Here is a 20724-nt window from a genome sequence, read left to right as displayed (position 1 = left end):
CGTGCTCTGTTCTTCTCGCACAGTTTCGGCCATGGCCACTTTGACCGTGTGGAAGTTCGACACCTCCGACGGGGCGCGCAACGCGCTCGACCTGTTGCAGAAGCTCCAGGACCAGCAACTGATCACCATCCGCGACACGGCGTACGTCTACTGGGAGGAAGGTGCGAAACGCCCGAAGACCAAGGAGCTCGGCAAGCTCACCGGCGCGGGCACGCTAGGCGGAGCGTTCTGGGGGCTGCTGTTCGGGCTGATCTTCTTCATCCCGGTGCTGGGGGCGGTGATCGGCGCGGGCATCGGCGCGCTGTCCGGCTCGCTGTCCAGGGCAGGCATCGATGACAACTTCGTCCAGGACGTCCGCGAAAGCGTCACGCCGGGCACGTCCGCGTTGTTCGTGATGTCCGAGAACGCGGTCGTGGACCGGGTCGCCGACCAGTTCAAGCAGACCGGGGCCTCGCTCATCACCACGAACCTCTCCGCGGACCAGGAGAAGCTGCTGAAGGAGACGTTCACCTCGTGACCTGGGCGGTGGTGCGGCCGGCAGCGACTGTCGGGGTGCTGCTGCTGGTCTACTACCGCCTGCCGATAGACCAGCCGGAGGACGGATTCACCGTGCTCCGGCTGGTCGCGGCTCTGCTGCTGGTCGTCGTGGTGTTCTGGTGGCAGGTGCGGATGATCGGGCGGTCGGAGCACCCCGGCTGGCAGGGCGTGCAGGCGCTCGCGCTGGTGATTCCGTTGTTCCTCATGGTGTTCGCCCAGGCCTGCTTCCTGCTGGCCCGGCATCAGCCCGGCAGCTTCACGGTTCCGCTGAGCCGCACCGATGCCCTGTACTTCGTCGTCACGGTGTTCGCGACGGTCGGATTCGGCGACATCACCCCGGTTTCCACCACAGCCCGGGTGCTGGTGACCGTGCAGATGGTGCTGGACCTGCTCCTGCTGGGCGTGGCCTTGAAGGTCATCCTCGCCGCGGTTCGCCGTCGCTCCGGATGAACAACGCCAGCACGAGACCCGCGGTGGAGAACAGGACCAGCAAAGTCAGCGCCGCGCGGTACGGATGCCCCGCCCCGAGGAGAACCGACCCGACCAGCGCCGTGCCGAACGAGGACCCCAGGTTCGACATCGCCCGCGACACCCCGGACACGTCCGCCTGGTCCTCGTCGGGCCAGCGCGACTGCACGACGTTCACCGAGGCCGTCAGCATGATCCCGATGCCAGCGCCGAGCAGGAACAGCCCGACCGGTTGCTGCAGGGTGCCGAAGATCGTGAGCACGAAGCCCACGCGGATCAGCGTGGGCTGGGCGTACTTGCGCGCGAACCTGCCCGCCAGCGCGGAGGTCACGAGCATGCCGACGGTGGCGGGCAACAGCGCGACGCCGGTCTCGATCGCGCTGAGATGCTGTTCCTGTTGCAGGTGCACGGAAAGCACGAAGAACGTGCCCTGCAGCACGAGCCACTGGATCAGCTGCGTGCCGAGGCCGAGGTTCGACGTGCGGTCCTTGAACAGCTTCGGGTCGCACAACGGGTTCTTCGCCCTGCTGATGTGCACCCCGAACAACGCCAGCACCACGACCCCCGCGCCGATCAGCAACCACGTGGTGGTCTGCCAGCCGTTCACGTTGGTGCGCAACACCCCCAGCACCAGCAGGAACAGCCCGGCGCCCGACAGGATCGCACCGATCCCGTCGAACCTCCCGCCTTCCGGCGCGGTCCTGGGCAGGTTCCTGGCCAGCACGATGATCGTGAGGACGACCAGCACCTGCAGCCCGAACGAAGCCCGCCAGCTGAACGCGCTGGTGATCAGGCCGCCCAGCAACGGCCCCGCCGCCGCACCCAGCCCACCCGCGCCGGAGACGATGCCGAAGCCTCTGGCCCGCGCTGTGGAATCCTTGGCGAGCGCCGTGACGAGGATGTAGATCGGCGGAATCATCAACGCGGAGCCGATGCCTTCGAGCAACGCGTACCCGACCAGCAACAGTCCGGGACCGGGCGCGAGCGCCGCCAGCAACGCGCCCGCGCCGTAGATCGTGAGGCCCAGCACGAAACACCGGCGGCGGCCCCAGATGTCGGTGAGCTTGCTGCCCGGCACCATGAGCGCGGCCATGACGAGGGTGAACAGGGTGATCGTCGTCTGGACGCCGGTGATCGTGGTGCCGAGGTCGTCGGCGATCGTGCTGATGGCGACGTTCATGTTGGTGGCGGCGTAGCTCGCGATGAACTGGGCCAGGGCCAGGGGAAGGATCTTCACGCCGGCCCGCCTCCGACCCGCCCGTGGTCCGCGGGCCGCTCGTGGTGCGCTTGGCGCTCATCGTGCGCTTGGCGCTCATCGTGCGCTCGGCGCTCGTCATGCGCTCGGCGCTCGTCATGCGCCCGGCGCTCGTCATGCGCCCGGCGCTCGTCATGCGCCCGGCGCTCGTCATGCGCCCGGCGCTCGTCATGCGCCCGGCGCTCATCGTGCGCCCGGCGCTCATCGTGCGCCCGGCGCTCATCGTGCGCCCGGCGCTCATCGTGCGCACACCGCTCGTCATGCCCACACCGCTCGTCATGCGCTCGGCGCTTATCGTGCGCACACCGCTCGTCATGCCCACACCGCTCGTCATGCGCTCGGCGCTTATCGTGCGCACACCGCTCGTGGTCCGCGCGCGGAACTGGTGCGGGCGATGGCCGGCCGAGGGCGGGCGATGGCCGGCCTGTGGTGGGCGATGGCCGGCCTGTGGTGGGCGATGGCGAGCCTGGGGCGCGCGGTTGCTCACCGGTCCCCGAATGCCGCACCCGCTGGCCTTCCGCAACCGACGGCCCACCCAGCACACTCTCGTCCCACCGCGGACCGACCACTTCCCGACCGGCACCGACCGGCACCGCCGAACCCGCGGCCGACCCGCCTGCCCCGGCCACCGGCTCACCAGCCGGGCTCTCCCCCGTCCCCGCACGCTCCGCCCACCGACCGCCCCACTCCGCCGGCCCGCTGGGTCCGCTCTCCCCCGCCCGCCTCCCCTCCACTTCCCGGCCGCTCCCACCGGGCGCGTTCTCCCCAGTCCGCGCCCCTTCCACTGCCCGGCCGCGACCGCCGGGCGCGCTTTCTCCCGTCCGCACGTGTCCGGCGGCCTTGCCCAGCAGCGCGTGCACCACCCGCAGCACCTCGGCGACGTGGTCCCGGTGCTCCCGCAGCACCTCCACCTGCCGTGCCGCCTCCCGCACCGTCTGGTCCGCCCGCCGCCGCGCGGTCTCCTCGACCAGCCGCGCGTCCCGCAGGGTTTCCTTGCGCCGCAACGCCAGCGCCAGCTCGAAGTCCTCGTCGGCCTGCGCGCGTTGCTGGGCCGCCGCCTCGTCCAGCGCGCGACGGCGGGCCTCGCCCTCGCGGACGAGGCGGGACATGCGTTCGCGGGTCGTGGTCAGCAGGTCGCGGTGCTCGGCGTGGGTCTGCCGGGCGGATGCCCAGACGTGGTCCTCGATCGCGCTGGCACGTTCCACGATCGCGGCGGCTTCCGACAGTGCCGAGTCGACGGCGTGGCGGAGGCGTTCGCCCACGGAGTCTGGCGACAGCGGCTGGCGGCAGAGACGGTCGATGCGGTCGCGCAGCAGGCGGTTCTCCTCGCGGGCGGCTTCCAGGGCCTTCGCCAGCGAGAGTGCGCGGGCCTCGGCGGCGTCGCGGTCGGTGGCCAGCAGTTCGAAGTCGCGTTCGGTTTCGCCCACGTAGTGCTGGACCTGGTCGCGGCGGTAGCCGAGCCAGCCGACGTCGAAAGCGGTGCGCAGCGGCACCAGGTCGGTGGTCATGAGCGCACCAGGGCCAGCTGCGCGCGGCACAGGCCGCCGATGTTCTCGAACGGCGCGGACGGCAGGCCGGCGGTGATGATGTGCACCCGCGTGCCGCTCAACAGGGCGGCGCGCACCGCTACGTCCGCGAGCATGCCGCAGCGGCGGGCCGGAGACCAGCCTCGGGCCACGTCGGTCGGGGCGGGGCCGTACCAGGCGGTGGCGGTGACGTCCTCCGGGTAGCCGACGAGGAGGTCGTCGAGACGCCCCGCGGCGATCGCGTGCAGAGTGTCGTCGGCGCCTTCCACGGCCAGCCGATGGGTGCGGCCGCGTTCGTTGAAGTCGGCCAGCACGCCCTCGGTCCACGAACGGGCGGCGGCACGCGTTTCGGCCACGATCCGGCCCGGCGTGAGAGCGCGGCCGCTCCACCGGACGACGACGTCGCGGCGGACGGGGGCGGGCAGCGCCTCCCACAACGCGCCCACCACCTCGTCCTCCCCCGCGACCACCAGCAGCCTCGACTCCTGGCGGACGAGCATCTCCGCGCACGCGGCCGCGGCGGAACGCACGCCGTCCTGCCACTGCGGCTCCGGGTAGTTCAGCGACACGTGTTCGTTGCCCGCCACCAGATCGGCGCTGCACCGCCCCGCGGTCACCGCCACGCGCGGCGGGCGGTCCTGCAGCCAGGCGAGCAGCGGCAGGACGTGGGCCGGTGAGCTGAACCAGGCCAGGTCCAGATGGCGCAGGCCCGGCGTGTGGAAGACGCGCGCCGGCAGTTCCTCGCCGGCGAACGCCACGAGCGTGTCGGCTGTCGGGTAGAGGGAACGGGCTCGGTGCAGCACTTCGCCGATCGTGCTGACGAGTTCGGCACCCGCGCCGTCGCAGCGCAGCTGGTCCGCCAGTCGCTGCCAGCGCCCCCGCCAGGATCGCAGCGGGCTCGATCCCAGGTAGACGGATGCGACGGGCCGGGCGGGACGGACGACGTCGATCAGGTCTCGCAACGCGAGTCGGTGGCTCATGAGGCAAAGGTTCTTGGGGCGGCCCTGCCCGCTGCCTCACCCGTCGAAGGTGAACCCCTTCCGGGCGGCACTCCGTTACCGCCCACGCCGGGGGAGGCCGTGCACGTGTGCGGGCGGGCAGCGTCGACGGCGGAGGTGACCGATCTTGAGCCGTCAACCCGACCGTTCCCGATCCAGGCGCATCGTGCTCGCCGTGGCCGTTTTCCTCGCCGTGGTCGTCACAGGTGGAGGTGAGGACGACTGCGAACCGGCAGGCGAGAGCGGGACGCTCGCGATGCTCTCGTTGCTGCCGCGGCTGATGGGCGTCATGGGCCGTGCGCTGTGGCTGATTTCCGTTCCAGACCAGGCGAACGAGTCCACATGCCCGCCTTCGCGGTGATGCGGTTCGATCACACGATCATGTCCAAACGAACTTCATCGGGAGACAAAAAGCAATGTCCGACAGTTCGGAGTGTGATCCTTCCAGGCCCGAGACCGGCCAGGCGAAACTGCGCGTGCCCACCGCGGCGACGCCGCTCGTGCCCCGCGGCACCCTACTATCCACAGTGGACAAACACGTGACATCGGCACCGGTCACGGTGGTCACCGGCCCGGCGGGCTGCGGCAAGACCACGCTGCTCGCCGAGTGGGCGCGGCGGCGTGACGACCGGGTGGCGTGGCTGACGCTCGACGAGCACGACAACGCGCCGGAGCGGCTGCGGGCCGCCGTCCGCGACGCCCTCGGCCTGACCGACGAGGTCCCGTTGACCGAACCCGGCTTCTCGTCGGCCGTGATCGCGGCCGTCGACCAGATGCCCACTCCGGTGTGTCTGGTGCTGGACAACGTGCACGAGATCCGCGACGCCGACGCGCTCGCGAGCATCGACCTGATCACCCGCCGGCCGCCCGACAGGCTACGACTCGTGCTGCTGGGCCGTTTCCCGCCACGTCTGCACCTCGGCCGGCTGCATCTGGAGGGGCGGGTGCGCGAGGTGCTGCCGCACGAGTTCGCCTTCACCCGGGCCGAAACGGAGGCCCTGCTGGCCGTGCACGGGCTCCAGCTCTCCCCCGACGACGTCGGCCTGCTGCTCGACAGGACGGAGGGGTGGATCGGCGGGCTGCGGTTCGCGGTCATGCGCATGTCCACCACGGGCGCTCGTCCCGACGACCTGCTGCTGTTCGCGGGACTGGACCAGGTCGTGAGCCGGTACCTCAACGAGGAGGTGCTCGCGCGACATCCCCACCGGGTGCGGGATCTGCTCGTCGCGACCAGCGTGTGCGACACGATCACCGCGGACCTGGTCGGCGAGCTCACCCGGCACCCCAGTCCCGGCGTCGTGCTCGACGCGCTGGAACGCACCAACTCGTTCGTCAGCAGGCTGGACACCGCACCCGAGTGGTATCGCTGTCATCCTGTGCTGCGGGCGCACCTGTCCGCGGAACTGCGCAGGTCGCGCCCGGCCGATGAGATGTCGTTGCACCAGACCGCGGCCCACTGGTATCACCGCAACAACGAGCCTGCGGTGGCGTTGAGGCACGCGTTGCGGGCGGGCGACGACCAGCTGACCGCCGAGATCGTCGAACACTCGGTGCTGCCCGAGGTGCTGCGGGAGGGCAGCGGGCAGTTGCGGGAGGTGTTCGACGCGGTGCCCGGCCACCTGCTCGCCCGTCCCCAGGTCGGCGTCGTCGCGGCGCTGGTGGCGATGGACGCGGGCGACGTGGCAGCCGCGGACCGGGTGCTGACCGGACTCGGCGGCGAGCCCCTCGCGTTGCGGCAGGACAGGGTGCGGGTGCTGCACGCGACGGCGTTGTTGCGCCGGGGCCGTTTCGACGCACGACAAGGTGACGCGTTGCGGGTGATGGCACGCACGGCGGCGGGGCGTGGCGGCGCCGACGCGGAGGTGACCGCGTTGCTCAACCGAGGTGTGGCGGCGTTGCTGTCCGGTGATCATTCGAGCGCGGAGCACGATCTCCTGCGCGCGTCGGCGATCGCGCGGCAGGAGCGGTTCGACCACGCGACGCTGGACTGCCAGGTCCATCTGGCGGCACTGACCAGCGCCGGCGGTGACATCCGCACCGCGGCCAGACAGGCAGGCGAGGCGTTGGAGTTCGCCGAGGAGAAGGGCTGGGAGTCCCACTTCGTCTGCGCACTCGCCTACGCGCTGGTCGGCGTGCAGGCCTACCTGCGGCTGGACGACGCACGCGCCGCTGAGCTCTCGGGTCGCGCGGTGCGCGCACTGGGCGACCGCCCCGATCCGGCGACCGGGCTGGCGGTGTCCACTTTGGACGCCGCCGTGTCGTTCCCGACGGCCGGTGATCCGCGTGCCGTCGTCGGCCGCATCCGTGAACGGTGGCAGGCCGTCGCCGGGCAGCAGGTGATACCCCTTGTCATAGCTCATATCGCCCCCGCGGTGCAGCGGATCGCGTTGCGCTCGGGGGACGAGCAGTGGGCGACGGCGATGGCAGACCAGGTGGAGGCGATGTTCGGCCCGTGCGGTGAGCAGGCGGTGTTGCGCGCGGTCGTGCACACCCACAACGCCCGCGTGTCGCAGGCCCGCAAGGTCATCGAGCCGCTGCTGTCCGGCGAACTACCCGCGCTGGCGGCCCCGACGGTCGTGGAAGGCTGGCTGCTGGAGGCCATGATCGTGGAACGCGCCGGCGACCAGCGGCGTGCGCACGAGGCGGTCACTCGAGCACTGGCCGCCGCGGAACCGGTCGGCGCGCTGCGCCCGTTCTTCAACGCCGGCAAGCCGGTGCGCGACCTGCTCGCGCGCGGCGCCGGCCGGTTCGGCAGGCTGGAGTCGTTCGCCACCACCACGATGACCGCACTGCCCGCGGCCTCGACCGGGCACGTCGACGTGCTGACCGGCCGCGAACGCGACCTGCTGCTCGAACTGCCGTCGATGCGCACCACCGAGGAGATCGCCGACTCGCTGTTCGTCTCCGTCAACACGGTGAAGACGCATCTGCGCGGCATCTATCGCAAGCTGGGTGTGAACCAGCGCCGTGACGCCGTGCTCGCGGCGCGACGGCTGGGCCTGATCTGAGTTTGGCCCCTTGGGGCCACCACGGCACGAACGCCACACTTGATCCACGCGAGCCCCGCCGACACCATCGCCCGGCTCGCCTCACTCGCGATCGCGAGCTGTTTCCGCGCCAACGGCACCCCCGGCCGTGCGTCGCTTCGTGCTGCGCACGACCGGGTGAGGTGCCGCCACCGTCACAGCTCGGCGACCTCCGACGACGCGAGCAGGAACGCCCCCACCGAGAAGTTCGAGGTGTCGTCGCGCCCCACCGGTTGGTGGTCCGACGGCTGCTGCCCCACGCCCTGCACGTAGCCGAGCCTGCCGTTGTTCTGCAGGGCGGTGCGCAGCATCCCGTCCCACGCCTTCACGGCCACCGGCCGATACGTTGCCGCGTCGAGCACACCCTTGCGCACGCCCCACGCCAACCCGTAGGTGAAGAACGCCGTGCCGCTCGTCTCCGGGCCGGGATAGTTGGCGGGGTCGCCGAGGTTGACGTTCCAGAACCCGTCCGCCCGCTGCACCTGGGCGAGTTTCGCCGCCATCTGCTTGAAGTCGTTGACGTAACCGGCGCGGTACGGCGACTCCGGCGGGAGGACGTTGAGCACCTTGGCCAGCGCCGCGATCGCCCACCCGTTGCCGCGCGACCAGTAGATGTTCTTGTTGACGAACTTGCCGTCGCGCCACCACAGCCCGTTGTTCCACAACCGCTGCCGCGTGTACCGGTAGAGGCGGTCGCCGTAATCCATCCTGCCGAGCCGCGCGTAGATCGGCAGCGCCATGTGCAGCGCGTCGACCCACCACCAGTAGTCCGTCCTCCGGGTCGCGATCGTCGCGTCGATCTCCCGCACGATCGCCGCGCGCCGGCGTGGTTCCGGATTGTCCTCGTACAGGTCGAGATAGGCCTGCCCCGCCGCCTGGTGGTCGGCGAAGTGAGGGTTGCCCGACGAACTCCTCAGCGCGAAGTTGTGCCGGTTCGCCCAGCTCAGGGTGTAGTCCCGGTACCTGGTGTCGTTCGTGGCCCGGTACAGCGCCATGACGCCGCTGTGCAGGATCGCGTCATGCCAGTCGTTGCCGCCGAGGCTCATCGTGCGGATCCAGTAGTCCGCGGCCGCGCGACCGGCGTCCAGCGGGGCCGGCGGTGCTGTCGGGTCCGCGTGCGCGGTGGCGGTGCCGGTGCCGATGAGCGGTAGGGCCGATGCCCCAAGCAGGAACGAACGCCGCCTCACCATTCAGGTTTCTCCAACCTGGGACATGGGCGGCGTCACCCCCAATAGAGCGGGGACGTGCACCGCGGGCCAGGGTTTCGTGAGATCCCGGTACCGGGTGAGGGACCACACAGATCATCCGGAAACACCACGGGCACCCGTGCCGTTGAACAGATTGGTCGGTGCGGTCCGTGTCCCCCGGGCCTCACCTCAACGCCTTCGCGGAAGACCGTTCGGCTGGTACCGCGTCGAGCACTTCGCCGAGAGGCGACCGCCGCACCGGCCATCACGAACTCGTCCCCAGGCCGTCGACTCCCCCGACGGACGGCCTGGGGGCGTCCTGCTTCTCGTTGCGGGGCAGGGACTCCGGGCGTTGCCGGGGTGAGCGACAGCACAGATCACGTTGGAACACAACACATCGCGGCGCCGTTGAACCAGACGGTCGGTGCGGAACGAGTCCCCGGGCCCCACCTCATAGCCTTCGCGGAACACCGTTCGGCTGGTACCGCGTCGTGCACACCGCCGAGAGGCGACCGCCGCACCGACCATCACAGACTCGTCCTCAAGCCGCCGACTCCCCCGACGGGCGGTTTGAGGACACCCCGCCCTCAAGCTGTCGTCCTCCCCCAGACAGCTTGAGGGCGTTCCGCTTCTCTTTGCACGGGCACGGTTTCCTGCACCCGCCGGGGTGAGCGGGCACACAGATCACGTTGGAACACAACAGGTCTCGGTGCCGTTGAACCACACGGTCGGTGCGGAACGAGTCCCCGGGCCCCACCCCAAAGCCTTCGCGGAACACCGTTCGGCTGGTACCGCGTCGAGCACACCGCCGAGAGGCGACCGCCGCACCGACCACTCAAGACCCCGCCCTCGAGCTGTCGTCCTCCCCCGGACAGGTCGAGGGCGTGCACCCGCCCCCAGGCTGCCGTTCTCCCCCGGTCAGCGTGGGGGCTTCCTGCATGCGGAACCAGAGGCTCAGGCGATGCCGGCCGCGATCAGCTTCTTCCAGATCTCGCCCTGGTCGACGACCTCGACGCCGAGCTTCTCCGCCTTCGTCAGCTTGTTCGCGCCGACGCCTTCGCCGGTGATCAGCAGGTCGGTCGTCGCGGACACCGACGAGGCGGCCGTGGCGCCTGCCCGTTCGCACATCTTCTGGAACGTCGGGCGGGTGACCTTCTCGCCGGAGCGCGGGTCGCTGATCGAGCCGGTGATCACGACGGACTTGCCCTCCAGCGGGGCGCCGGCGACGACGACGGGCGGCAGATCCTCCTCGCGGACTTCCAGCGACACACCGCGTTCGCGCAGGCGCTCGATCTCCGGGCGCAGGCGGTCCAGGTGGAAGTTGATGGACTCGGCGACCTTCTGGCCGATGTCCTCGACGGCGACCAGCTTCTCGACGCCCGCGTCGGCCACCTCTTCCAGGGAGCCGAAGCCCGCGCGGCACAGGCGGGCCGCGGTGCCTTCCGAGGCCATCGGGATCGACAGGCCGATCAACGCGCGGCGCAGGCCCACGGAGCGGCTGCGGTCGATGGACTCGATCATGCGAGTCGCGGAGACCTCGCCCACGCGGTCGAACTCCAGCAGGCGCTCCTTGGTCAGGGTGTAGAAGTCCGACGGGTTCACCAGGTCGCCGGTTTCGGCCAGGCGTTCGATCCACACCTGGCCGATGGCGTCGATGTCCGCGGCCGCGCGGGAGGACCAGTGGATCAGGCGGCGCACGGTCTGGGCCGGGCAGACGGCGTTCGTGCAGAACAGCTCACGGCTGTTGCCCTGCTCGGTCAGCGGCTGGCCGCACGACGGGCAGTCCGACGGCGGGATGATCTCCTGCTCGTCGCCGGTGCGCTTGGACTCGTCCAGCACGCCCGCGACGAACGGGATCACGTCGCCCGCACGACGGACCAGGACCGTGTCGCCGATCTTGATGCCGCGGGAGCGGATGACCTCCTGGTTGGCCAGCGTCGCGCGGGTGACGGTGGTGCCACCCACGAAGACCGGTTCGAGCCAGGCGACCGGGGCGATCTTGCCGGTCTTGCCCACGTCCCACCTGACCTCCAGCAGGACCGTCGTCTTCTCCTCGGCGGCGAACTTGTAGGCGATGGCGCCGCGCGGGGAGCTGGAGCGGGTGCCGGCGGCGGCGAACGCGTCGCGGTTCGCCAGGCGCAGCACGGCGCCGTCCAGGTCGTAGTCGAGGTCGTTGCGCGCCTGCTCGATTCCCTCGATGAGCTTCTGGGCCTCGGCGGCGGACGAGCAATGGCTCATCTCGGCGACGCTGAAGCCGAGTTTGCGCAGGCCCGCGTCCAGGTCGGAGTCCGCGCTCTCCGGTTCGGTCGTCAGGTCGAACGCGAAGAACTGCATGCGCCGGCCCTCGACCGCCTTCGGATCCTTCGCGCGCAACGTGCCCGCGGCCGCGTTGCGCGGGTTGATCAGCGGCTTCTCGGGGTTCTTCTTGTTGTACGCGTCGAACGTCGAGCGCAGCATCACGCACTCGCCGCGCACCTCGACACGGCCCGGCGCGTCGACCTTGTCCGGCACGCCGTCGCACAGCGCGCGCGTGAGGAACGTGACGTCGTCGCCCGTCGTGCCGTCGCCACGGGTGATCGCGCGCGCCAGCTTGCCGTTCTCGTAGACCAGGGCCAGGGACAGGCCGTCGAGCTTCGGCATGACGACCACCGGCTGACCGGGGAACCGCGCGAAGAACGACTCGACCTGCTCGGGCTTGTTCGCCTTCTCCAGCGACAGCATCGGCCGTGAGTGCCGCACCGGCGCGTGCAGCACCGACGGCGCGCCGACGTGATCCAGCGGGTTGTCCGCGGGCTTCAGCTCCGGATGCTCCGCGACCAGCGCACGGAACTCGTCCTCGATCGCGTCGTACTCGGCGTCGGCCACCAACGGCTCGCCCTGGTAGTACGCGTCACGCAGCTCCACGATCCGCGCGGCGAGCTCCTGAATCCGGTCCCCAGCTGCACTCATGCCGGGGACGTTACCCGGCACCCCTGACAATTCCGTGCAGCTGCGATCGAGCGCCGCTCAACCCGGTTGCACTCGCTCCCAAAGCCACCCGAACCGGTCAATGCGCCACAGCTGCGCGCCCACGACCAGCGTCGCCCCGAACACCGTCGGCCACACCGCCAGCGCCACCAGCCCCCAGATGATCAACGCGAACCCGGCCGAACCCGCGGCCACGAGCAGCCGCAGCACCGCCCGGTGGTCAGGCGGCAACGCCGAGCGGTTCTCCAGCCAGAAGCGCTCACCGTAGATGCCTCGCGAGACCCAGCCGCGCGGCGAGTCGACCGGTGCGAACACCTTGACGTTCAGCACCAGCCACACCACCACGGCGAAGACCGGCACCAGGCACCACCAGCCGATCCAGGTGCGGCTCCAGATCGCGAGCAGCATCGCCGGATCGCCGCGAACCGGGTCCACACGCTCCACGGGTTCGCGTGCCGGCGCCACGCCTCGTCGTCCATCCGGAACGCCTTCGCGACCATCTCAATCATCGCCAACCCCCAAGTAGGCCGACAGGAACCTGTCATCGGTAAACAGGCCGTGCGTCAACATCTCCAGACCAGACCGTGCGGCCCGCACAGCCGTGGCGGTCTCCGCCGGATCACCACCGAGCAACCGACCGACGTGTCCGCTCAGCACCAACGGCGCCAACAACCAGGACACATAAGTCACGGCACGAGCGCGCGCGTCCAAGCAGGGGCGCACCCACCCCTCGGCCTCGCCCCCTGCCAGCCACGACTCGGTACGCGCCACGATCGAGTCGAACAACGCCGAGGCACCGGCCGTGCCGTCCAGCAACGCCCGCGCCAGATACCGCCGCACCGGCGTCGCGGCCTCCAGCAGTTCGCCGAGGTCGGCCTCCGACTCCACGCCTTCGAGCACGTACTCGTCGCACGCCTGCCGCAACCCGTCCTTCGACCCGAAGTGGTGCAGCACCAGCGCCGCCGACACCCCGGCATCGGCCGCGATCGCCCGCACGGACACAGCCGCGACGCCCTCAGCGCCGAACCGCGCCAGGGCGGCGTCCCGGATGCGAGCGCGCGCCGTCAGATCTGAACGCATGTTCAGAGTATTGAACAATTGTTCAGCCCCTGTCCAGCCCCGCGACTCATCACCTCACCGCCGGCCCGTCCCGCAGCACGCCACGCACGTGGTCCACAGACAAGGACGCAGGGTCGAACGCCGTCAAACACCACGTCGCCCCAGCCTCGGCATACGGCGCGACGTCCACCCCAGGCTCGACCTCGCAGACGTAGTCGAACGGCCCACCATCCGTCCGCAGCGCCTCCACCTGCCCCACCGCGTCGGCGAACTGATCAGCGGACGTGAGGTTGACCGGGAAGAACCCGTCCAACCGGGCAGCACGACGCATCGGCCGGGCGTTCCCGGGGAAACCGGCAGCCCACACCGGCACGCCGGGCCGTTGCACCGGCCGGGGCAGGAACGTCACGCCGTCCACCGTGTAGTGCGCACCGCGGTGGTGCACGACCTCGCCCGACCACGCCTCCCGCAGGATCTCCAGCGACTCGTCCAGCATCTGGCCGCGCACCCGGTCGTCGCACTCCTCGCCGGTGCGGGAGAACTCGCCCGCGAACCGGTCGCTGCCCAGCCCCACGCCGAGCACGAGCCGTCCACCGGACAGCAGGTCCAGCGTCGCGGTCTCGCGCGCGAGCTTCACCGGCCGGCGCCGGGTGATGGCCGAGACCATCGGGCCGAACCGCAGCCGTTCGGTGGCGGTGGCGACGGCGGCCAGCGTGATCCACGGGTCGGCCACGTGCGTCACCGGCTCCCGCCAGCGGACGTGGTCCCAGACGAAGAGGCCCGACCAACCCCTCTCCTCCGCCTCGGCGGCGAGGCGGGCGACGAGCAGCGGGTCGGCGAGACCGTCGAACAGCGGTAACCAGAGGGCACATTTCATGGGGCCAACGCTAAGAACGAGCGAGCATTAACAAAAGCGATACATTCTGCTTAATTCGAACAGCTAGCCTTATGCTCATGCTGGACCTCCGCCACCTGGCCACGCTGCACGCCGTGGCCGAAGAGGGAACGTTCGGCCGCGCCGCCGACCGGCTCGGCTACACGCAGTCGGCCGTGAGCCAGCAGGTCGCCGCGCTGGAGAAGTCCGTCGGCGGCACGGTGTTCGACCGGCCGGGCGGCCCGAAACCGGTCCGGCTCACACCGCTCGGCGAGGTCCTCCTCGCGCACGGGCGTGACCTGCTCGCCCTCGCCGCCGCCACCGAGGACGCCGTGGAACGGTTCAAGGCCGGCGAGGGACGCGTCGACATCGGCACGTTCCAGAGCATCACCAACGTCATCCTGCCGACCGTGGTGCGCAGGCTGCTGGACGAACAACCCGCCGCGGACATCCGGTTGTTCGAGGAGGAGACCGACCAGCCCAGCGCCGACGGCCTCGACCTGGTGTTCTTCGACGGGCCGCTGAAGGGCGACGTCGAGCAGGTCAAGATCCTGGACGACCCGTACGTGGTGGTGGCCCGGCACGGCCAGTTCGCCGACGGACCGGTGCCGCTGCAAGCCCTGGACGGCGCCGCGATGGTCGCCCAGCCACCGATCTGCGACCAGGCGAGAGTGGAACGGGTCTACGCCGAGGCCGGGGTCGCGCCGCTGATCGTGTTCCGCACGGCGGACAACCGGGGCGTGCTGTCGATGGTCCGCGCCGGCATGGGCATCGCGGTGATGCCGTTGCTGACGCTGGACATCCCGCCGGACGACATCCGCACGCACGAGATCGAACCCGCCCTGACCCCGCGCGAGATCTACCTGGCCTGGCACGCGAACCGCACGCTGTCACCACTCGCCAAGCGGGTCATCGACCTGACCGAGCAAGCCGTGCGGCAACTCCGCTAGTCACGCGGCCCGCGCAACGTCAGCACCACTCTCAGCACGTGCTCGACCGCGGCCGGGAACAACGCTCCCCGCAGCTCGTCGCGGTGCGCGAGGGTCTGCCCGGCGAACTCGACCATCCGTTCCGGCCCCACCCGGCGGACCACGAGCGAGGCGACCTCCTCCAGGTCGAGGCCGGGGTTGTCGAGGCGGGTCAGCGCGAACTCGACGATCAGCTCCTCATCGGTCACCGGCACCTCCCACGCGATTGATCGGATTCTTCCACCGATACAGATCGAAAACGTGCGCTGGACCGACGATCGGTGTTCACCGCACGCTGACAGCATGAAATTGATACGGCCAGCCGCCCGCGACTGGAGGTGCCCGCCCGCGTCCATCGAGGTGCGGGACTTCCACGCGCACCTCCCCGGCTACGCGCCCACTCCGCTGACCGAACTCCCCGCCCTCGCGACCGAGCTCGGAGTCGGCCGGTTGTTCGTCAAGGACGAATCCTCCCGGCTCGGCCTGCCTGCTTTCAAGGCCCTCGGCGCTTCATGGGCCGTCCACCGGGTCCTGAAAGACCACACCGGACAGGTCACGCTGACCACCGCGACCGACGGCAACCACGGCCGGGCGGTCGCCCGGATGGCCCGGCTGCACGGCCGGAAAGCGCACGTCTTCATACCGAACACCGTGCCACCGCAGGCGATCGACGCCATCCGCGCCGAACAGGCCGAGGTCACCGTCGTCGAAGGAACGTACGACGACGCGGTCGCCATGGCCGCCAGCGCCGACGGAATCCTGGTGCAGGACATGGGCCGGCCGGGTTACGAGGAGATCCCGGCCTGGATCGTCGAGGGCTACAGCACGCTGTGCCACGAGATCGACGAGCAGCTCGACCACGAACCGGACCTGGTGGTCGTCCCGGTCGGCGTCGGCTCGTTCGCCCAGGCCGTGATCACCCACTACCGCGGCCGTGACTCCCGCACGAGGCTGCTCGCGGTCGAACCGGAGAACGCCGCCTGTGTCCTCGAAAGCCTGAAAGCCGGCGAACCCAGGACCATCCCCACCGGCGACACGATCATGGCCGGACTCAACTGCGGCACCCCGTCGACGACCGCGTGGCCGTTCCTGCACAACGGTCTGGACGCCGCCGTCGCCATCTCCGACGATCAATGCGCCGAGGCCATGGCGGACCTCAACGCCCTCAACGTCCATTCCGGACCGTGCGGCGCCGCACCGCTCGCCGGGCTGCGCGCCGTCCGCGACGAGTTCGGCGACCTCGGCACCGTCGTGCTCATCAGCACCGAAGGACGCTCGTGAACCCACGTGACCTGCTCGCCGGACTGATCGCCATCGACTCGGTCAACCCGGACCTCGTCCCCGGCGGCAACGGCGAATCAGCCGTCGCCGACTTCTGCGCCGACTGGTTCCGGCAGCACGACTTCGAGGTCCACCGCCTGGAGCGACGCGCGGGCAGGCCGAGCCTGGTCGCGGTCAGGAAGGGCACCGGCGGCGGCAGGTCGTTGATGCTCAACGGCCACATCGACACGGTCGGCACCGCGGGCTACGACGGCGACCCGCTCAAGCCGGAGATCAGGGACGGCAAGATGTTCGGCCGCGGCACGTTCGACATGAAAGGCGGCATCGCGGCGATGATGGTCGCCGCGGCCAAAGCCACCGAACGCCCGCTGCGTGGTGACGTGATCGTGGCGTGCGTCGCCGACGAGGAACACGGCAGCTTCGGCACCGAAGAGGTCCTCAACACCTTCACCGCCGACGCCGCCATCGTCACCGAACCGAGCCACCTCGAAGTCACCCTGGCACACAAGGGTTTCGTCTGGTTCGACGTCGAGGTCGAAGGCAGGGCTGCCCACGGCTCACGGCCGGAGCTCGGCGTCGACGCCATCGTCAAGGCCGGCCACTTCCTGGTGGCGCTGGAAAACCTCGATCTGATCACCGAACACCACCTGCTGGGCCGCGGAACGGTCCACGCGTCGTTGATCAGCGGCGGCGAGGAGGCCTCCACCTACCCGTCGAGCTGCCGCATCACCCTCGAACGGCGCACGGTCCCCGGCGAGACTCCTGACCACGTCGAGGCCGAACTCCAGCACATCCTCGACCACCTCACCGCCACCGTCCCGGACTTCACCGCCACGCTCACCCGAGGCCTGGCCAGGGACCCGTTCGAGGCCGACCAGGACGCCGAGATCGTCCGCACGCTCATCGCCAACCTGGGCGCGCCGCCGGTCATCCGGGCAGAGCCGTTCTGGACCGACTGCGCGCTGCTGGACCGCGCCGGCATCCCCTGCCTGCTGTTCGGCGTCGACGGCGCGGGCGCCCACGCGGCCACCGAGTACGTCGACCTGGCGTCGCTCGACCGCCTCACCGACGTCCTGACCGGCACGATCACCGACTTCTGCGGCTGATGTCGCGAGTCAGCGCAACGAGACCACCGATCCGTAGATTCCCATCGCAGAACGATGGGGGAACTGGGGATGCCACGCAAGGAACGCCCGCTCGACTCGGGTGACTCGGCGGTGCTCACGTTCGCGCGTGAGCTCAGATCGTTGCGGGACAGGGCAGGCAGGCCGACCTACCGGCAGCTGAGCTCGCTGACGCACTACTCGGAGGCGGCCCTGTCGCAGGCCGCCTCCGGTCGCAAGCTGCCGACGCTGCAGGTCACGCTCGCCTACGTCCGGGCGTGCGGCGGGCGGACTCCGGCGTGCCGATGATCAGACCGACGATCTCGGCAGACCCACCTCGTCCACAGCAGTCCCCTCAGCTCGTGAACAAACCCCCTCACCGAGCCTGTCTAGCCGCCGGACGTTCTTCACGTTCGGCGTCGCACAGCTGAAGAAACAACGGTGAACAACAGATCGCGATCTTGACGTTCCTCGAACAAATCCCGAACCACGCCCTGTTGCGCGTCCGGCAACGTACCGCCCCGAACGGTTCTCTGAGAGGGGTAGCAAGTGAAGCTGAGACAGGTGGTATTCGGTGTCACGACCGCCGCGGTGCTGTTGTTGAGCAGCGTCCCGGCGTCGGCGGCGGCGCCGGCACGTCTCTCGGTGTCAGGCGCGAACGTCGTCGATCCGTCCGGCAACCCGATCGTGCTGCGGGGGTACAACTGGGGCCATTGGGGCACGGTGCAGCCGCAGGACCCCGGCGACCACGTGACGGCGGGCGCCAACTCGGTGCGGATCCCGTTGCGCTGGTGGGGCGAGTGGAAGGACGACGTGGACAGCCGCGACCCCGACCCGGACAACCCCAGCCACATCAAGCAGGGACACCTCGACCTGCTCGACAAGACGATCGAGCAGGCGAGCTCGGCCGGCCTGTGGATCACGCTGTTCGTCGACTCGGACCACGGACAGGGCGCGGGTGGGCGCCCTGACAACTTCTGGACCAACCCGGTGATGAAGCAGCAGTTCAAAGAGGTCTGGCAGTTCCTCGTGCGGAAGTACAAGGCCACGCCGTACATGGGCGCGTTCGAGATCCTTCCCGAGCCCAAGCCCGTCGGTCAGGACGACGCCCACGTGCGGGCGTTCTACGACGAGATGATCGGGGTCATCCGCGGCATCGACCGCCGGACGCCGATCGTGGTGGGGCCCAACGACAACTACAGCTGCAGCCGCCTGGAGGGCGCCTACACCACGGTCGACCCGAAGGTCATCTACACCTGCAACTACTTCATCTTCGAGAACCCGCTCAACCGGATCAAGGTCATCACCGACTTCCGCGCCGCGCACTCCGTCCCCGTGTGGATCAACCAGGTCGGCATCGAAGGTTGCAACGACGACGCCGTCGCCAAGGGGAAGGCCCGCGACGTGCTGGGCGCCTTCCAGGACAACGGCATCGGCTGGGCATGGTGGACCTACCGGCTCAACGGCACCAACCCGTGCACGCACGGCATCTACTACCTCGACCCCAGCGAGCCCGACGGCTGGCACGTCAAGAAAGCCTGGCGGACTCTGGTGAACGGCTACCTCGCCGCATGACCGGCTCCTCCACGTAACGCCAGCTGAGCGCCGCCGCCACGACCGTGAGCACCGCCGCGACCGGTCCGGCGGCGGCGCCCAGCTCCGGCCGCAGCCACAACGTCAGCGGGTAGTTCCACAGGTAGGCGCCGTACGACAGCACCCCCAGCGCCACCAGCGGCCGGATCGGCGTCGCCACCTGCTCCCACTTCGACCAGACCAGCAGCAACACCGCCGTGCAGCCCGCGATCGCCGGACCCGCGACCAGGTACGTCAACGGGTGGCCCCGCAACGGGATCACCGACAACACCGCCAAGCCGACGAGCGCGATCGGCACCGCCCAGCGCGGCGCGCTGGTCAGCTTGAGCCTCGTCGCCGCGCCGATCACGAAGCACACGAACCACGACGTCGGCAGCGCGTAGGCGTTGTCCGCGTTCGGCCACAGCCAGATCAGCGTCGCCGTGCAGGCCGCGAGCGCCCCGAGCGCCGTGACCACCAGCACCGCGCCCGTCCGGTTGCGCACCCACGCGAACGCCAGCAACGCGGGCCACAGCAGGTAGAACTGCTCCTCGGTGGCGAGCGTCCAGCCGTGGAACGCCGCCGGGCTCACCCCGCCGATCGGCAGGTTGCCGGTGAACGTCAGCAGCACCACCACCGTCCGGACCAGCTTGTCCCGCTCCCCCAACGGGTCGAACACGAGCGTCACCACGACGAAGATCACCGTCAGCGCGATCAACGCCGGCAACAGCCTGCGCGCCCGGCGCAGGTAGAACCGCTTGAAGTCGACGCGTCCCCTGCTCCCCAGCTCCCTCGCGAGCACGCCGGTGATCAGGTAGCCGCTCAAGGTGAAGAACACGACGACCCCGACCACACCGGCGCCGGGGAACACGTCAGGAAACGCGTGCCGCAGCATCACCAGAAGAATCGCGATGCCGCGCAACACGTCCAGCCCGGCGATGCGCTTCACCGCATCGCTCCCCTGACGAGCTTGTCCAGCAGGTCCGGATAGGACAGTCCGGCGACCGCGAACATCTTGGGCACCTGCGACTCCGCCGTCATGCCCGGCATGGTGTTGACCTCGTTGAGCACCAGGCCGTCGTTCGTCAGGAAGAAGTCGATCCTGGCCAGCCCACGGCAGCCGAGCGCCTCGTAGACCGCCAGCGCCGCGTCTTCGAGCGCCTTGAGTTCGGTGTCGGCCAGCGGCGCCGGGATCACGAACGTCGCGCTGCCGTCGTACTTCACGGTGGTGTCGAACAGGCCGGGGACCTGGATCTCCAGCGGTGGCCCGGTCCGGCGCCCCTCGTCCGGGTCGTCGAGCACGGCGATGTCGATCTCCCGGCCTTCCACGAGTTCCTCGACCAGCACGCGGTCGTCCAGCTTCAACGCCTCGCGCACAGCGGGTTCGAGATCCGCCTCGTGTTCGACGAGCGTGACGCCGAAGCTCGACCCCGCCGCCACCGGCTTGACCACGACCGGACCGGTGAAGTCCACAGTGGACGCGTTGGTGACCAGCCCGGCCCTCGCCGTGCGCACCCCGACGGCCTCGGCGACGAGCTTGGTGGCCCACTTGTCCATCGCGAGCGCACCGGCCCGCAGCGGCGAGCCCACGTACGGCACCCCCGCCAGGTCGCACAGGCCGGCCAGCGTGCCGTCCTCGCCCAGCGGCCCGTGGACCAGCGGCAACACCACGTCGCAGCTCGCCAGCACGTCGAGCGCGGCGGCGAGGCTGCCGGCCGTCGTCGCGCCCAGGACCTGCCCGTTCTGGCCGTACCACCGGCCGTCGCGGCCGATCGTGAGCGCCACGGCCTCGTACTTGGCCGGGTCGAGCGCGGCCCGCACCGACGCCGCCGACGCCACGGAGACGTCGTGCTCGCAGTTCTGTCCACCGCCGATGACGGCGACCCTGATTTCCCTCATCGCC

Annotated in this window: 21 protein-coding genes; 9 read left to right on the top strand and 12 right to left on the bottom strand. The window is 70.1% G+C overall.

Features of this window, described 5'->3' with window-relative positions; genetic code table 11:
- Positions 1–31: 31 nt before the first annotated feature.
- Both SK803_RS02775 and SK803_RS02770 read left to right on the top strand, forming a co-directional pair.
- Complete coding sequence (locus tag SK803_RS02775) at positions 32–517, top strand: DUF1269 domain-containing protein (protein WP_319964118.1); 486 nt, start codon at positions 32–34, stop codon at positions 515–517.
- A complete protein-coding gene (locus SK803_RS02770) occupies positions 514–987 on the top strand; it encodes a potassium channel family protein (RefSeq protein ID WP_319964117.1) in 474 nt (157 codons plus the stop codon). The genes SK803_RS02775 and SK803_RS02770 overlap by 4 nt, the downstream gene beginning before the upstream one ends.
- On the opposite strand, the gene SK803_RS02765 is transcribed toward SK803_RS02770, so the two are convergent.
- From SK803_RS02765 to SK803_RS02755, 3 genes are read right to left on the bottom strand one after another with little or no spacing between them, the layout of a single operon-like run.
- A complete protein-coding gene (locus tag SK803_RS02765) occupies positions 953–2242 on the bottom strand; it encodes an MFS transporter (RefSeq protein WP_319964116.1) in 1290 nt (429 codons plus the stop codon). The genes SK803_RS02770 and SK803_RS02765 overlap by 35 nt on opposite strands.
- Positions 2239–3768, bottom strand: a complete 1530-nt coding sequence (locus SK803_RS02760) for a coiled-coil domain-containing protein (RefSeq protein ID WP_319964115.1) — start codon at positions 3766–3768, stop codon at positions 2239–2241. The genes SK803_RS02765 and SK803_RS02760 overlap by 4 nt, the downstream gene beginning before the upstream one ends.
- Positions 3765–4766 carry a hypothetical protein gene (locus SK803_RS02755; protein ID WP_319964114.1) on the bottom strand — a complete coding sequence of 334 codons (1002 nt, stop codon included), beginning with the start codon at positions 4764–4766 and terminating at the stop codon, positions 3765–3767. Before SK803_RS02755 ends, SK803_RS02760 begins: the two co-directional genes overlap by 4 nt.
- Positions 4767–4959: 193 nt before the next feature.
- On the opposite strand from SK803_RS02755, the gene SK803_RS02750 reads away from it, so the two are divergent.
- The gene (locus SK803_RS02750; RefSeq protein WP_319964113.1) at positions 4960–5145 is read left to right on the top strand and encodes a hypothetical protein; all 186 of its coding nucleotides are present in this window, start codon (positions 4960–4962) and stop codon (positions 5143–5145) included.
- Positions 5146–5323: 178 nt separating this feature from the next.
- Positions 5324–7792 (top strand): LuxR C-terminal-related transcriptional regulator, encoded by a 2469-nt coding sequence (locus SK803_RS02745; RefSeq protein ID WP_319964112.1) that lies wholly within the window; start codon positions 5324–5326, stop codon positions 7790–7792.
- Positions 7793–7965: 173 nt separating this feature from the next.
- Here SK803_RS02745 and SK803_RS02740 read toward each other — a convergent pair whose 3' ends face one another.
- The 6 genes from SK803_RS02740 to SK803_RS02720 all read right to left on the bottom strand — a co-directional run bounded on the left by SK803_RS02740 (position 7966) and on the right by SK803_RS02720 (position 13900).
- The gene (locus SK803_RS02740) at positions 7966–9000 is read right to left on the bottom strand and encodes a glycoside hydrolase family 88/105 protein (RefSeq protein ID WP_319964111.1); all 1035 of its coding nucleotides are present in this window, start codon (positions 8998–9000) and stop codon (positions 7966–7968) included.
- Positions 9001–9951: 951 nt separating this feature from the next.
- A complete protein-coding gene (ligA, locus tag SK803_RS02735; RefSeq protein WP_319964110.1) occupies positions 9952–11946 on the bottom strand; it encodes an NAD-dependent DNA ligase LigA in 1995 nt (664 codons plus the stop codon).
- 57 nt (positions 11947–12003) lie between these two features.
- Positions 12004–12372, bottom strand: a complete 369-nt coding sequence (locus SK803_RS02730; protein WP_406601470.1) for a DUF6653 family protein — start codon at positions 12370–12372, stop codon at positions 12004–12006.
- A complete protein-coding gene (locus SK803_RS46470; RefSeq protein ID WP_406601478.1) occupies positions 12288–12464 on the bottom strand; it encodes a DUF6653 family protein in 177 nt (58 codons plus the stop codon). The genes SK803_RS02730 and SK803_RS46470 overlap by 85 nt, the downstream gene beginning before the upstream one ends.
- 1 nt (position 12465) lies before the next feature.
- The gene (locus tag SK803_RS02725) at positions 12466–13044 is read right to left on the bottom strand and encodes a TetR family transcriptional regulator (protein ID WP_319964108.1); all 579 of its coding nucleotides are present in this window, start codon (positions 13042–13044) and stop codon (positions 12466–12468) included.
- 49 nt (positions 13045–13093) lie between these two features.
- Complete coding sequence (locus tag SK803_RS02720; RefSeq protein ID WP_319964107.1) at positions 13094–13900, bottom strand: LLM class flavin-dependent oxidoreductase; 807 nt, start codon at positions 13898–13900, stop codon at positions 13094–13096.
- 77 nt (positions 13901–13977) lie between these two features.
- Between SK803_RS02720 and SK803_RS02715 the strand changes: the two genes are divergently transcribed.
- Positions 13978–14847: a LysR family transcriptional regulator gene (locus SK803_RS02715; RefSeq protein WP_319964106.1), complete on the top strand. Its 870-nt coding sequence runs from the start codon at positions 13978–13980 to the stop codon at positions 14845–14847.
- On the opposite strand, the gene SK803_RS02710 is transcribed toward SK803_RS02715, so the two are convergent.
- On the bottom strand, positions 14844–15074 hold the full coding sequence (locus tag SK803_RS02710) for a hypothetical protein (RefSeq protein ID WP_319964105.1): 231 nt from the start codon (positions 15072–15074) through the stop codon (positions 14844–14846). The genes SK803_RS02715 and SK803_RS02710 overlap by 4 nt on opposite strands.
- A 94-nt stretch (positions 15075–15168) precedes the next feature.
- Here SK803_RS02710 and SK803_RS02705 point away from each other — a divergent pair, with 94 nt between their 5' ends.
- The 4 genes from SK803_RS02705 to SK803_RS02690 all read left to right on the top strand — a co-directional run bounded on the left by SK803_RS02705 (position 15169) and on the right by SK803_RS02690 (position 18824).
- Entirely contained in the window at positions 15169–16146 is a 978-nt protein-coding gene (locus SK803_RS02705) for a pyridoxal-phosphate dependent enzyme (RefSeq protein WP_319964104.1), read from the top strand.
- Entirely contained in the window at positions 16143–17252 is a 1110-nt protein-coding gene (locus SK803_RS02700) for an ArgE/DapE family deacylase (protein WP_319964103.1), read from the top strand. Before SK803_RS02705 ends, SK803_RS02700 begins: the two co-directional genes overlap by 4 nt.
- 69 nt (positions 17253–17321) lie before the next feature.
- A complete protein-coding gene (locus SK803_RS02695) occupies positions 17322–17558 on the top strand; it encodes a helix-turn-helix domain-containing protein (protein WP_319964102.1) in 237 nt (78 codons plus the stop codon).
- Between the two features lie 240 nt (positions 17559–17798).
- Positions 17799–18824: a glycoside hydrolase family 5 protein gene (locus tag SK803_RS02690; protein WP_319964101.1), complete on the top strand. Its 1026-nt coding sequence runs from the start codon at positions 17799–17801 to the stop codon at positions 18822–18824.
- Here SK803_RS02690 and SK803_RS02685 read toward each other — a convergent pair.
- On the bottom strand, positions 18778–19770 hold the full coding sequence (locus SK803_RS02685) for an acyltransferase family protein (protein WP_319964100.1): 993 nt from the start codon (positions 19768–19770) through the stop codon (positions 18778–18780). The two genes, SK803_RS02690 and SK803_RS02685, sit on opposite strands and share 47 nt — an antisense overlap.
- Positions 19767–20720, bottom strand: coding sequence for a D-alanine--D-alanine ligase family protein (locus tag SK803_RS02680; protein WP_319964099.1), 954 nt, complete (start codon positions 20718–20720; stop codon positions 19767–19769). Before SK803_RS02680 ends, SK803_RS02685 begins: the two co-directional genes overlap by 4 nt.
- Between the last annotated feature and the right edge of the window lie 4 nt (positions 20721–20724).

The sequence above is a fragment of the Lentzea miocenica genome (genome assembly GCF_033949945.1).
GTDB lineage: Bacteria > Actinomycetota > Actinomycetes > Mycobacteriales > Pseudonocardiaceae > Lentzea > Lentzea miocenica.
This window is presented reverse-complemented; position numbering and strand designations above follow the sequence as displayed.